This is a genomic window from Gardnerella leopoldii (genome assembly GCF_003293675.1).
GTDB classification, from domain to species: Bacteria; Actinomycetota; Actinomycetes; order Actinomycetales; family Bifidobacteriaceae; genus Bifidobacterium; species Bifidobacterium leopoldii.
The window spans coordinates 1,271,046-1,285,365 of the sequence record NZ_CP029984.1; the positions used below are offsets into that span (position 1 = coordinate 1,271,046).

The following is a 14,320-nucleotide window of genomic DNA, read 5'->3' on the forward strand; positions in this document are numbered from 1 at the left end:
AGAAAGACAGATTATGGCACAGAATTTTGCTGATGAGCTTAAGAAAGCTATGAAGCGCAAAGGGTACAAGCAGATTGACGTAATCGAGCTTGCGGCAAAAAACGGTCATAAGCTTGGCAAAAGCCAGTTAAGCCAGTATTTAAGCGGCAAAACTGAGCCTCGCAAAGACGTGCGTAACATGCTAGCTGAAATTCTTGGAATCAGCAGCGACGGAATCAAAGGCGGTCATTCTTGTGCAAAAATCGAGCAAAACTGCCAGTCTGCAGAAGAATCACAATTAAATCAATTACAACAGCAGCAACAGCCGCAGCTTACAGAAGCTGAACTTTCCAAAACTCTAAAGCATCGCACATTCAACAAATCCACAAAACTTGAACACGTGCTTTACGACGTTCGCGGTCCTGTTGTTGAAGAAGCAAACCGCATGGAAGCAAACGGAACGCATATTCTAAAGCTCAACATTGGAAATCCTGCGCCTTTTGGCTTCCGCGCTCCAGACGAAGTAATTTACGACATGCAGCAGCAGCTTATTGACTGCGAAGGCTACTCAGATAGTCGCGGACTTTTCTCTGCGCGCAAGGCGATTATGCAATACGATCAGCTTAAGGGCATTCCAGGCGTGCAAATGGAAGATATTTACACCGGAAACGGCGTTTCCGAGCTGATTAACCTTTCTATGCAAGCGTTGCTTGATTGCGGCGACGAGATTCTTATACCAAGCCCAGACTATCCTCTGTGGACCGCGTGCGCGAGCTTGGCTGGCGGCACTCCTGTGCACTACATGTGTGACGAAAAGTCGCATTGGTACCCAGATATTGCCGACATTCGCTCTAAAATCACGCCGCGCACTAAAGCAATCGTGATTATTAACCCGAATAATCCTACGGGAGTGCTGTATAGCCGCGAAGTTTTGGAAGAGATTGTTAAGATTGCGCGCGAGTTTAATTTGATTATTTTTGCGGACGAGATCTACGACCGTCTTGTTATGGACGGCAAGAAGCATATTTCGATTGCTTCTCTTGCTCCAGACGTGTTCTGCGTAACTTTCAGCGGACTTTCTAAATCGCATATGATTGCCGGCTTCCGCATTGGTTGGATGAGCCTTTCGGGAGATAAATCCAAAGCTCGCGACTACATTATGGGACTTAACATGCTGTCTAATATGCGATTGTGCTCGAACGTTCCTGCGCAATCGATTATTCAGACTGCTTTGGGCGGATACCAAAGCGTTGAAAAGTACTTGGAGCCAGGCGGACGCGTGTATGAGCAGCGCGAATACTGCTATAACGCGCTTCAGGAGATGGATGGCGTAAGCGTCGAGCGACCGGATGCCGCTTTCTACATGTTTGTAAAACTCGATCCAGACCGCTATAACATTCACGACGACGAACAGTTTGCGCTTGATTTGCTGCGCGATCAGAAGTTGCTGATTGTGCACGGCAAAGGCTTTAATTGGCAGACTCCAGGCTACTTCCGCGTAGTCTACTTGCCGCGCTTGCAAACGCTTCGCGACGCAATGAGCAAACTTTCCAACTTCCTCTCCTACTATCGCCAGTAACAGCAACCCCCACCTATAAACTGCGACAAAACACTCATTTCACTCGCAGTCCAGAAAAAGGTGTATATCAAGAGGCATATATTATTCAGAATATGAAAGACATTCATAACATGAAGAAAGAAAAAAAGAGAAGGAAATGAACGCTGCGGCACGAATTCGCACAACTCTTATTATTGCCGTTTTATCGCTTAATGCCTTTCTTATAACAAGCTGTAGATTTGGCGTAAGCCTATATCTTTTAATACATGTCGACTTATCTCACGCAGCGCTTAACGCGGTATCAGTAGCGCTTATGACCTGCATAGCAGCACCGCTTGGCGGCATTATCGCAGATAAATATCCACCAACTAGATTGTTTATAACTCTAACGTTCTGCTTTGCCTTGCTGTGTACTGGATACGGTTTCGCTTTAGTAGCACAGCATAATCTTATTGCTATTACGGTTACACTACTCGGCATAATATTCGGGTTCTTTACTGCATTTTCTTCGCCTAATCAAAAAGTATTAATGGCATATAGCGCGCCAGCTGGCGAAAAAACCAAATTTTTAGCAAGCATGCGCATGTGGATTAATCTCAGCAGGCTTGCTGCACCTGCTATCACTGGCATATTTGTTGATATATGCAATCCGCTCATTTTCTTTACGAGCATTGCTATTGTGATGATACTAGCGGCGCTACCTCTACTGTTAGTTAATCTAAACCAGCAAGCACAAAATAGCGCAAACAATACGAAGACAGGAAGCAGTAAAACTGCTGGTTTTGCAGCTTCTCTACACTATATGAAATCTACACCATGGTTAATAGTCTTAGGAGTAGTATCAGCATTACAATCTGGATCATGGCTTGCTGCATTTAGACTAATGGGAGCACACCATTGTCTCACACTTTTTCATTCGGCATCCACGTGGGGATCAATAGTCAGCATATTTAACATTGGCATGATTGTAGGTTCGCTATTATGCAAATATATTGTGCTGCATTATGAGATTTTATACTCTATTTTACTACCTGGATTCCTTTCTATTCCTTTACTTATTTTCGCACTTAATAATTGGATTGCTCTTTTTCTTTGCTCTGCTTTCATTGCAGGTATTATTTTTGACGCCACTATTGTCTATGGGCAAACAGCTCTTCTCGACGGCATACCAACACACATTCTCGGCGCAACTACTACTTTTACTTCTATTATGGAGCAATGCGGCATTATCGTAGGGTATGCAAGCGTACTAGCATGGGGAAATCTAAATTCATCATTATTCATAATGATTGCAGCTGGCGTAATACTTGTTTCAACAGGTATAGCCTTATGGATTATTCAAACTCGTAAACAAACATACCCATCAATGCTTACCAAAGATTATTGGACACCATCAACATGGGTAAAAAGAAGCATATAACAAGCTATTTAGTGAGAAAGCACAATAAAGCTATACAAATGCAATTACATCACAGGACAATTAGCTTGCACATCCTGTTGGAATCCTGACGGATCTCCCAGTTTTGCTTTACGCATATGCTCTTTGAAAAAGTTTCGCGTTGCATCATCACAACGGTCTGGACCCATAAACGGCATGCTAGGCACTTTTTCAAGCTCATGCAAAGCTTTACTTGCCGCTTGTTCATCACTAGCATACGTATCTAACCATTGCCGTTCCCAAGCACACTGATAATAATTAGATGCTTGCGTATCACCATATCCACTCTGGAACTGGCCGTCTTTTTCTTCTCCAACCAAGTTTGCAGGAGCTTTATATTTTTCAGGCCAACTAAGCTTTGCCACAGATTCCTGATATTCCTTCTCTATATGAGCAAAATCAACAATCTCTCTAGGCGAACTATTTTGCGAGCGCGCACCACCCACACCACTCGCATCATTGTTGCCTATTCCTCCACACGCATTAAACATAAGAAGCACACTAAGCACACCAACAATAAGAGTTGCTTTACCAATAGTATGATTATTCATTATTCCTTCTTTCTTATTTTTTGAAAATTAACGCAATGCTAATGCTGGTTGTAAACGTGATGCTTTTATTGCCGGCACCACACTTCCAGCAAGCGCTGTAATAAAAGCCGCAATAACAGCTCCAATAGCGGCTTCATATGGGTAAACTGGCGGACTAACTGGGCTTGCTACATCCCAAAAACTTGATGCTATAGACACAAGGCCAAAAGAAACAGCGACGGCAGCAATCGAAACTATCAGAGCTAAAATAATCGCACTGCCTAATACGAGTGAAGCAATCGACCATCTAGTAGCACCCAAAGCTCTGCGTATAAGCAGTTCATGCGTGCGCTGCTCCAACGATGCTAAACCAATATTGATTAAACCTAACGCGGAAACAAAAAGCAATAATGCTGCTACGATAGCAAAACTTAATTGCAGTACTGTTATAACATTCTCGTAATCATCACTATTATCATGTCTTCTAATTTCGTTTACTTGTCCACCACAACAGTCGTAAAGAGCGTCTGAAACATAAGATTTAATTGATTTTTGAGAACGATTTTCTTTATTCAACCAGTAGATTGAGCCTTGAGCTTCTTTTCCAGAATATTCCCAAAGAGTTGGAGCGTAACGTAATAATCCTAGAATATTCACGTATACTTTTGCTGAGTCTACGCCATCGTTCACAACTCCAACAATCCTTATAGGACTCATTTGTGTTGTTTTACGAGAAGTAATAAATGCTACTTCACCAATCTTGTATCTTTTGCTAGCAGATTGGTTTACTACCATTTCTAATGCGTTGCTTTTAGCGCTATTACTAAACCATCTTCCACTTACAATAGGTAAGTTATAAACTTTGTTGTATCCTGCCGTAGTGTAAACAGCGTCAACATATTGAAGATTGCCAGTCTTATATTCTTTGCTTATTTTTACACTCTTCGAGGCTGGCATAGAAGCGCTAAACAGTAGTCCAGTGTTTGGTTGTAGCATAACGTTAGCGTTACGGTTTGCAGATTCAATGCGATTTAAGAATTTGTTAAATACTGAATATTCGTCAAAATTTTGTGCTGAAAAAGTAATCTCGTACGTTGATCTACGACCGTTTAGCTGTTCGTTAGTTGCAATAAGATAGTCCTTACCAACCGTGCCAATAAGCACTGACGCAATAACGGCAATGATGCCTATAAACATTGAAAAACCTGTGAGGAAGGATCTCATAGGAGAAAGGCGCAAATCTTTAAGCAGCATGATCATAAAGAACACCGCCTTCCATAGTAAAAATGTGAGAGCAAGAACGAGCCACTTTCATATCATGAGTGACTAATAGTAATGTTGTTCCAGATTCTTTAACACGATCATGCAACACTTGAAGCACTTTTTCTCCCGTACTACTATCGAGTGCACCAGTTGGCTCGTCACAAATAAGTAATTCGGGATTAGTGACGAGAGCACGCGCTATCGCAACTCTCTGCTGTTCACCGCCTGATAAACTTCCAGGGTATTCGTTTAGTTTATCTTGCAATCCAACAGCACATAATGCTTCTTCTATCGTTTTTCTTCTTGTCTGCTTGCTTTGTTGTAGTCCTGCGTACAAAAGCGGCAACTCAACATTTTCTCTAATGCTTAAATGCTTAATGAGAGAATAGTTTTGAAAAACAAAACCAATATTTCGAGCGCGCATATGCGATACTGTATTATCACTACACTTTTGGATTGACTTGCCAGAATAATGGTATTTTCCAGTAAAATTTTTATTCAAAAATCCGACAATAGAAATAAGACTCGTTTTGCCAGATCCAGACCTGCCAACTACCGCATATGTTTCACCTTGATTAAGTAGCATAGACGCAGAGTTGACAGTGGTAAGCCATTCGCCATTGCCTAGTTTCACACGCGCTGACACATCTTGTAATTCAACCAATGGAACAGGATTGTTTCCCATAATCATTGCACTCCTGGAATGAGATCAGGAGAAACACCTGCTACAACATCACCCTCATGCAAACCAGACGTAATCTCAATATTAGCGCCGTCACTTATTCCAAGACCAACTTCTTTACGCTCCCAATTATCGCCTTTTTTGTATGAGACTAAACCTTTTTGAACTCTTCCAGCAACCGCACTAACGGGCAGCGTTAGAACCGATTGTTTATGCTTGCCATTAAAAACAAGCGTCGCATTTTGGCCTGATTCTACTTCTGTGCTTTTATCTATTAAACACGTTAAAACTTTTGACGATACACTAGGTGTACTTTGCGCGCTCGACTCATCTGTTTGAGTCGAATCAGCATTATCATTCTTGCTACTACCCGAGGCTGCAATATCGGTAGAAGTTCCACCGCTTTGTACTATTTGCAAACAATTGGTTGGTCCAACACCGTCTTCAATTTGGAAGCGACCTTTAACATCTGTAATATCCGCAGAACGAAGTAAAGCTTTTGCATTAAGGCTTATTGAAAAACCTTCATATTTAAGAGTGAATAGTGGGAAAGATTTAGGCACGTCCGCAGACGATTCAGCTACTGACACAACTTTAGCGTCTACAGGAGCAATAATTTTGTTACCAGCATTGTAACCTAGAACACTTCCAGCTTTTACAGCACTTCCTGCCTTTACCGATGGAGAAAAATTCCCTCTACTTACAGCAGTGATAACAAAGGTAGACGATTGTTCTATTGTTGCTTTACCCGACACAACTTGTGTTAAAGGCTGTTTTTTGACTGAAACAAGCGGAACTGAATCATGTGATGCCTGCTGTTGACTATCATCAACTGCTCTACCAGAGCATGCAGTAAGCAAACACACTGGCAGAGCAGCAAGCAAGAGTACTTTCATAAATTTACTCATAATACAAATCTCCTTACTCACCAAACTCGTAGACACATAGTATGCGTCGAAACAAGCCTCTCAAACTGATCGAAAATAAATAAAGTGCTTGATAATGTTACAATTGACGCTTTTATAATTGTCACTTTATTGAAGATTTAAGCTTTTGCTTAATAGCCTATAATCGCCGTAAAGAGTTTGCATCAGACTAAATGATGATTTTATTTATGATTCTTGGAGCTTGCGTAATACCAGAGAATGATTTGTTTTGCATAGAGTTTATACACTACTGAGCGGCTTCCGTGCGCATAGCCCCCAACCACATTGTGATTAAATCACTAAGCTTTAAGCGAACTTATTCGCTGCGGAGTAACCCCCATAAGCTCCAGTAACTACCTTTATACAATCTGCTTTGTAAAGGTTTTCCTAGACAAGATATTCATCATACAAATTCAAGTACTATTATTACTTAAATAATGCTTTTCTAAAGGAGCAATATGATAGCAAAGCATATTACTGTTGGCATTGTTGATGATGATTGTTTTTGTCTACACGGCCTAAAAACATATATTGAACAGGTTGTTCCGTCCTGCAATATTTGCTGGTTGTCCACGTGCGTCGATCAAGCAATTCAGTTTTGTCAAAATCAATGCCCAGACGTGCTGCTAATTGACATGTATATGTCTGGGGTTTCGGGAATTAAAATATTATACGAATTGCGAAGAAGATACTCACTCCCAATAATAATTGCTATAACTTCATTCCCTATCAACGATTATGCTTTAAAAGCATCAACAGCAGGCGCGCAAGGCATTGTTGGAAAGAACCACCCAGAAACCATTTGCGCCATGCTTAGCAGTATTGCCCATGGCACGTTCAAGCCACAAATAATAGGAGATCTTCATTTTGACGACACGACGACAGCATTTCAGCGTTTGCAAAATAAGCCAAAAAATGGACGCCTTGCTTTAACGAATCATGAGACTGAAATTATAAAGTTGTGCAGTAAAGGCATGACTAATGCGCAAATCGCCAAACGTTTATTTGTTGAAACTTGTACTGTGGAAACTATCCTTCGTCGCGTGTTCAAAAAATTGAATGTGACAAATCGTTCACAACTTATTACTACATGGCTGCATGATGAATATTTAGGAAATGATACACAATGATTATTTTCTTAATGCGGCGTTTGCGAGAAAAGCTTATTGACAATAAAACATTTTTACTATTGGGGTGTTTGTCAAGCGCAATGGATGCATATATTTACTCAAATAGCGACAATAGCACAATACAACTTGTTATAGTTTACATGATTCTTGCTGCTATAAATCTGTTTCTTTGCTTGCTCCCGCATTTTATGAGCATGTGCTATATTTTTGTACATCTCAGCATTCTTGTTATTCCTAGTCTGAATCTTCCACCAGTAACTTTCGGGCTCATCATATCATTTGTTTTTATTTCGTATTTATATCCGATTCAATTTACACTACCTTTATTCTTAGTAATAGATGCATTACACTACGTTGCATACCGATACTTATCAACTTTGTCTTTCAAGTATCTTATTGCTTACCTTTTAATAAATATATTTTGCGTTTGCACTGGTATTATTTTGCGCATTTCTCACCAAAAAATGGTTCTTTATGAAAAAGATAAGCAAACAATTAATAATCTTCATCTGGCTGTGCGAATGCACGATAGATTAACTAATAAGATTGCAGATATTGCATTACAAAGTAAAATAGCATTACTTGACAAGTCTATTTCTAAAAAACAGCGAAGTGCTATTGAGGCAATAAATGATTTGGCAGATCAGGCTTTTGAAGAAGGACATAATATTATCGACATTCTACGTGGAAATACTGCTAAGCAAGATGCTCGAAGCGAGTTCATCCAGCACATTGAAGATACACTACAAATGAACGACTCAATCAATACATCTTGTGGATTAAAAGGAAGATCCATATGCAATATATCTAGTAACGATATTCCTGAAGACATTAGCAATGAAATCATCTGTGAAGTTATTGAATTAATCGAAGAACTATATTTGAACATGCGAAAATATGCTTCTTTAGTTTATTACATCAGAATTTCGATACGCGAAAAACAAATTGTTATAAAACAGTTCAATGTTCGATTTTTGGGCGGAAAAAGTAAAGATGCAATTCGCTCAGTATCTCAAAAAGGACTTCTGCTTCATCGCGATACCATAAAGCATTTAGGCGGTTCACTCTATTTTCGAGCCTTTGGTAAGTATTGGGAATGTAATGCAGTTATTCCTTTCAAAAATGAACATAACTGTATAGATAGTATGCTTTACTGATTCAGTTTAAAAGATTAATGAATCTTAAGCAGTTTTAGTTAGTAATTATTTGTAAAGGTTTTCATATACAAGATATTGTTTACCTTTTAGCACGCCATTAATTTATAAATTGTCAAAGTTTTATATACACAATTATTTTCTTGTATCAGAAGGAGAAGAATATGAGTAATTTAGAAGATACAAAAGCACAAATTCCGTCCGTATTTTGGACAATAGCCAATGGTGTATTTCTTGCTGGCGGAATTGCGCTGATTGTAATGCGTAATGATTATCTATGGGGGGTGCCTCAAATTATCGCTGGATTATTTGGTCTTGCAACCATGTTTCTCATTAAAAAACCGTGGTGCGCGCAGCTATATTTTATCGTATCTTCACTAGCTGTAATAGCAAATGGGCTTATGGAAATATTCGGCATAATCCACGGATCTGGATACGGTTATGTTCCGCTGATTATTGGCATAATCGTGCTTCTATTTATAGGCCTTGACAAGGATGAAAGTTCAAAAGCTCTTGGAATTGCCAAGAATAAATAAAAGCATTAGACTGCGATTTTAACTTAAAAACATATCACAATTTTCAAAGGTCAAGTTGCATCCATGCATCCTACGGCTTGACCTTTACTTATTTATCCGTTATTTATTTGTTTTGCATAGAGTTTATGCGTTACTAAGCGACTTACTTGCGCATAGCCTCAACCACATTGCTTTGAATCACTAAGCTTTAAGCGAACTTATTCGCTGCGGAGTAACCCCCGTAAGCTCTGCAACATCACGAACCGTCAATCCCTGATTCCTTAGTATGCGAACCGTTTCACACATAAGCATAGATGCCTCTTGCTGAGTTTTTATAGCTGCCGATTTTGCATCTAACATGCGCTGAAGCATAAGCTCATCTTGCTCACTAAGTTTCGGAGTTACTTTCACGCCATTGACTTTAACATTTAAAGTTGCAGCAGCATCTTTTACCATTGCTGCAACCTGATCAAGCCTACGCACTTGAGTAAATAATCCTGGTATTTCCGGCACTTCTATCTGATATTTTCCAAAGTACTTTGGATTTTGCAAGATAGGTTGGTTCGTGCGAAGTTACTTTTCCTGCGCAAGCTCGATTGGCGGATGCTCCGCGCGGAAAGCATTTACGTGCGCTTCAGACGCATACCCTAACGCAAAACCAGTAATCAGCGCATACTCCGGAGGAATGTCGAATACTTCGTCAAGCGGTGAACGCCATGTAGCAAGAACGCCAAGGGGGCATGAATCTACGCCTTGCTCTTTAGCTGCCAACAGTAACGTTTGTAGCATAATTCCAGCATCCAGCGCAGCAAACGGCAGAAAATCGCGGCGAACAAGCACAAATCCCATAACTGGCGCACCGAACGCCTGGAAGTTGCGCAAAGTGTGAGCATTTCGAGCAGGAAAATCTTTGCGATCAATATTTAAATGTTTATACAACGCCAACCCTAAACGAGCGCTACGCTCTTTAAGTGATTGTGGATACGGAGCCATTACAGGAAAATCTCCATCCGGGTGGCTCATTTTCTGCGCTATCAGGCGCTCTTCTTCGCTAAGGGTAGCGTCTTTAGTACGAAACATTGCTTTGCATTTTTGCACATATGCGTCGATTAGCTGCTGCTTGCGTTCTCCTTGAGCAATAGCGAGCATGTAGCCACGCGTATTGGACCAGCTCGGTGATTGTGCAGCTGTTTGCAAAATAGTTTCAAGTATTTTAGAATCGACAGGTTTATTTAGAAAATCACGTGCAGAAAATCGCGACTTTGCGAGTGCTTCAAAAGTTTGTGTAGTCATGCTTTTAGTATATCGCACCGAATACGCACGCAGTGTTCTCTCTCGTGTTTGTGTGACTACCTGCTTGAGTGCTTATAGCGCGAGCGTTCCAGCATTTTTGACCACAAATGCCCGCAGTTTTTCCTCGTGTTTGGAGTGTGTCGGTGTGTGTTGCGCTCCATTTGTGAGAACACTCTCTCACGTTTGGAGGGTTAACCCTCGCTCTACGCTCCATTTGCGAGACGACACTCGCACTATACGTGCTCGCTACGAAACTCGCGTTGGAAGTCCACTGGACTTCCAACTTAAGCGAGTTTCCGCTCCGAATTGCCTTCGCGCGCTAAATCGCAGCGCTCAGACAGGTCGTCGCGCCCACGTTTGAAGAATTACAGATAACAGTATACGAAAACGAAAGAACAGTATGCGAATATGAAAAAAGCGGGGAGTAAAAAACTCCCCGCTAGAAAAATAATGCGGCAGCGTGCTAGTCTCCCACACCCTATCGAGTGCAGTACCCTCGCCGTGTCAGGCCTTAGCTTCCGGGTTCGGAATGGGACCGGGCGTCTCACCTGAGCCATGACCACCGCAAAACTAGATTATACACTCAAAACCATTGAGTGGCAACACGTGGCGGTTAGGGAACCGGACATGAACGCGCGTAAAAACTCTTTTACCAACTGATCGTTAAGCAAAACATTCAGTACTCATTAACGCTAGAAGAATAATACTCATAAGGAACTCACCCTCCCCACTAGTAAAAGTGAGGAAGAATGTCACCATCGCCCGTTAGTACTAGTCAGCTCCACCCCTTACAGGGCTTCCACATCTAGCCTATCAACCACGTGTTCTACATGGGGGCTCACACACTAAAGTGCAAGGAATGCTTATCTTGGAGCAGGCTTCCCGCTTAGATGCTTTCAGCGGTTATCCCTTCCGAACGTAGCTAACCGGCAGCGCCACTGGCGTGACGACCGGCATACCAGAGGTTCGTCCACCCAGGTCCTCTCGTACTATGGGCAGGTCTCCTCAACATTCCAACGAGCGCAGAGGATAGAGACCAAACTGTCTCACGACGTTCTGAACCCAGCTCGCGTGCCGCTTTAATCGGCGAACAGCCGAACCCTTGGGACCTGCTCCAGCCCCAGGATGCGACGAGCCGACATCGAGGTGCCAAACCATCCCGTCGATATGGACTCTTGGGAATGATCAGCCTGTTATCCCCGGGGTACCTTTTATCCGTTGAGCGATGCCACGTCCGTACGCCGGCACCGGATCACTATCTCCGACTTTCGTCCCTGCTCGACCCGTCAGTCTCACAGTCAAGCCCGCTTGTGCGATTACACTCAACACCCGATTGCCAACCGGGCTGAGCGGACCATTGAGCGCCTCCGTTACTCTTTAGGAGGCAACCGCCCCAGTTAAACTACCCGCCAGGCACTGTCCCTGACACGGATAACGCGTCGAGGTTAGACGCCAGATATGGAAAGAGCGGTATTTCACCTGTCGACTCCACGCAAGCTAGCGCCCACGCTTCACAGCCTCCCGCCTATGCTACACGATCCACACCTAACGACAATACCAAGGTATAGTAAAGGTCCCGGGGTCTTTTCGTCCTTCTGCGCTTAACGAGCATCTTTACTCGTACTGCAATTTCGCCGGGCTCCTGGCCGAGACAGTGGGGAAGTCGTTACGCCATTCGTGCAGGTCGGAACTTACCCGACAAGGAATTTCGCTACCTTAGGATGGTTATAGTTACCACCGCCGTTTACCGGGGCTTAAATTCACCGCTTCACCGAAGCTAACGGATCCTCTTAACCTTCCGGCACCGGGCAGGCGTCAGAGCGTATACAGCGGCTTACGCCTTCGCACGCTCCTGTGTTTTTGGTAAACAGTCGCTACCCCCTAGCTTGTGCCACCCCCAACAGCTCAACAATGTAAAACCATATCACCATCAGGGGTCTCCCTTATGCCGAAGGCACGGGAGTAATTTGCCGAGTTCCTTGGCCAGGATTCGCCCGATCGCTTCGGTATACTCTACCAGACCACCAGTGTCGGTTTAGGGTACGAGCGGAATCACACCTCACGTTGAAGCTTTTCTTGGCAAGCAGGATCACCGGAATCAGCCTTACAGCCTACCCATCACGCCTCAGCTTAACATCCCCCGGATTTACCTAGGAGACAGCCCACACGCTTAGCCACGGAAAACCACCTCCGCAGCCGGCTACCTACCCGCGTCACTCCCACGCTAACCTACTACCGATACAGTCCCAACACAAACCCATCAACAACCCCGAAAGGCAATCAACAAGAAAATGAAGGTTAGTACTCTCAGATTCAGTTCGAACGGTGTAACACCGGTACGGGAATATCAACCCGTTCATCCATTCGACTACGCCTGTCGGCCTCGCCTTAGGACTCGACTCACCCGGGGACGACGAACGTGGCCCCGGAACCCTTAGTCATTCAGCGGACGGGATTCACACCCGTCTCTCGCTACTCATGTCTGCATTCTCACTCCTGTAAAGTCCACGACAAGTTCACACTGCCGCTTCACCCCATACAGGACGCTCTCCTACCCCGCATGAAACAAATCATGCAGCCGCGTCTTCGGTGGCGTGCTTAAGCCCCGCTACATTGTCGGCGCGGAACCACTAGACCAGTGAGCTGTTACGCACTCTTTCAAGGATGGCTGCTTCTGAGCCAACCTCCTGGCTGTCTATGCGACTCCACATCCTTTCCCACTTAGCACGCGCTTCGGGACCTTAGACGACGATCAGGGCTGTTTCCCTTTTGACGACGGAGCTTATCCCCCGCCGACTCACTGCCGTGATAAACCTAACAGGTATTCGGAGTTTGGCTGCTATTGGTACCCGGTATGGGCCCGCAAGCATCCAGTAGCTCTACCCCCTGTAAGCAATAACACGACGCTGCACCTAAATGCATTTCGGAGAGAACCAGCTATCACGGAATTTGATTGGCCTTTCACCCCTAACCCCAAGTCATCCCCCCAGTTTTCAACCTAGGTGGGTTCGGTCCTCCACACGGTCTTACCCGCGCTTCAACCTGCTCAGGGCTAGATCATCCCGCTTCGGGTCCAGGACATGCGACTCAAACGCCTTTTAAAACTCGCTTTCGCTACGGCTCCCCCACCCGGGTTAGCCTCGCCACATACCACTGACTCGCAGACTCATTTTTCGATAGGCACGCCGTCACCCCACAAAGAAGGCTCCGACGGATTGTAAGCGCACGGTTTCAGGAACTATTTCACTCCCCTCCCGGGGTGCTTTTCACCTTTCCCTCACGGTACTAGTACACTATCGGTCAGACAGGAATACTTAGGCTTACCCAACGGTCTGGGCAGATTCACGCGGGATTCCACGAGTCCCGCGCTACTTGGGAATAAACATAAAGAGACATCGCACGACAAGCTACGGGGCCATCACCCTCTACGGCTGGGAATTCAATCCCATTCACCTAGCACGACATTTTATCACTCTCCTCAACCCCGTCAGAGGCTGAACAGTCCATCCCACGACCCCGAATGCGCAACACCTGACGGCTATCACACGCACCCGGTTTAGCCTGATCCGCTTTCGCTCGCCACTACTCACGGAGTATCCTTTCCTGCAGGTACTGAGATGTTTCACTTCCCTGCGTACCCCCCACAAAAACTGTGGTGACCACTCATAACAGTGGCCGGGTCTCCCCATTCGGAAATCCTCGGATCAAAGCCCACTCGGCAGCTCCCCGAGGCATATCGCAGCCCGTCACGTCCTTCATCGGTCCTGTCTACCAAGGCATCCACCATACGCCCTTACCAGTGACAAACACTAAAGTAAGAACCCATCAGCAAAATTCTCTAGACAAAAAATC

At 44.0% G+C, this 14,320-nt stretch carries 11 protein-coding genes and 2 rRNA genes; 5 read left to right on the forward strand and 8 right to left on the reverse strand.

All coding sequences use genetic code 11. The features are described 5' to 3' along the window. Positions 1-13 precede the first annotated feature (13 nt). The gene (locus tag DOD25_RS05080) at positions 14-1,558 is read left to right on the forward strand and encodes an aminotransferase class I/II-fold pyridoxal phosphate-dependent enzyme (RefSeq protein WP_004104838.1); all 1,545 of its coding nucleotides are present in this window, start codon (positions 14-16) and stop codon (positions 1,556-1,558) included. A 136-nt stretch (positions 1,559-1,694) separates the two neighbouring features. Then, on the forward strand, positions 1,695-2,957 hold the full coding sequence (locus tag DOD25_RS05085) for an MFS transporter (protein WP_064340333.1): 1,263 nt from the start codon (positions 1,695-1,697) through the stop codon (positions 2,955-2,957). A gap of 44 nt (positions 2,958-3,001) precedes the next feature. Here DOD25_RS05085 and DOD25_RS05090 read toward each other — a convergent pair whose 3' ends face one another. Genes DOD25_RS05090 through DOD25_RS05105 form a run of 4 tightly spaced genes read right to left on the reverse strand, consistent with a single transcriptional unit; the run spans position 3,002 to position 6,358 of the window. Next, entirely contained in the window at positions 3,002-3,526 is a 525-nt protein-coding gene (locus DOD25_RS05090) for a hypothetical protein (protein WP_064340332.1), read from the reverse strand. A gap of 27 nt (positions 3,527-3,553) precedes the next feature. Next, the gene (locus tag DOD25_RS05095) at positions 3,554-4,765 is read right to left on the reverse strand and encodes an ABC transporter permease (RefSeq protein WP_064340331.1); all 1,212 of its coding nucleotides are present in this window, start codon (positions 4,763-4,765) and stop codon (positions 3,554-3,556) included. After that, positions 4,749-5,459, reverse strand: a complete 711-nt coding sequence (locus DOD25_RS05100) for an ABC transporter ATP-binding protein (protein WP_064340330.1) — start codon at positions 5,457-5,459, stop codon at positions 4,749-4,751. Before DOD25_RS05100 ends, DOD25_RS05095 begins: the two co-directional genes overlap by 17 nt. Continuing rightward, positions 5,456-6,358 carry an efflux RND transporter periplasmic adaptor subunit gene (locus DOD25_RS05105; protein WP_064340329.1) on the reverse strand — a complete coding sequence of 301 codons (903 nt, stop codon included), beginning with the start codon at positions 6,356-6,358 and terminating at the stop codon, positions 5,456-5,458. The genes DOD25_RS05100 and DOD25_RS05105 overlap by 4 nt, the downstream gene beginning before the upstream one ends. Positions 6,359-6,834: 476 nt before the next feature. Between DOD25_RS05105 and DOD25_RS05110 the strand changes: the two genes are divergently transcribed. The 3 genes from DOD25_RS05110 to DOD25_RS05120 all read left to right on the forward strand — a co-directional run bounded on the left by DOD25_RS05110 (position 6,835) and on the right by DOD25_RS05120 (position 9,196). After that, positions 6,835-7,506: a response regulator transcription factor gene (locus DOD25_RS05110; protein WP_064340328.1), complete on the forward strand. Its 672-nt coding sequence runs from the start codon at positions 6,835-6,837 to the stop codon at positions 7,504-7,506. After that, entirely contained in the window at positions 7,503-8,663 is a 1,161-nt protein-coding gene (locus tag DOD25_RS05115; RefSeq protein ID WP_064340327.1) for a hypothetical protein, read from the forward strand. Before DOD25_RS05110 ends, DOD25_RS05115 begins: the two co-directional genes overlap by 4 nt. Before the next feature lie 161 nt (positions 8,664-8,824). Continuing rightward, the gene (locus DOD25_RS05120) at positions 8,825-9,196 is read left to right on the forward strand and encodes a hypothetical protein (protein WP_064340397.1); all 372 of its coding nucleotides are present in this window, start codon (positions 8,825-8,827) and stop codon (positions 9,194-9,196) included. Positions 9,197-9,376: 180 nt separating this feature from the next. Here DOD25_RS05120 and DOD25_RS05125 read toward each other — a convergent pair whose 3' ends face one another. The 4 genes from DOD25_RS05125 to DOD25_RS05140 form a co-directional block, all read right to left on the reverse strand. Beyond that, a complete protein-coding gene (locus DOD25_RS05125) occupies positions 9,377-9,727 on the reverse strand; it encodes an XRE family transcriptional regulator (protein WP_231880178.1) in 351 nt (116 codons plus the stop codon). 21 nt (positions 9,728-9,748) lie between these two features. Further along, positions 9,749-10,468, reverse strand: coding sequence for a nitroreductase family protein (locus DOD25_RS05130; protein ID WP_064340399.1), 720 nt, complete (start codon positions 10,466-10,468; stop codon positions 9,749-9,751). Between the two features lie 450 nt (positions 10,469-10,918). Next, positions 10,919-11,035 (reverse strand): 5S ribosomal RNA (rrf, locus tag DOD25_RS05135). Positions 11,036-11,214: 179 nt separating this feature from the next. Further along, a 23S ribosomal RNA gene (locus DOD25_RS05140) occupies positions 11,215-14,275 on the reverse strand. Between the last annotated feature and the right edge of the window lie 45 nt (positions 14,276-14,320).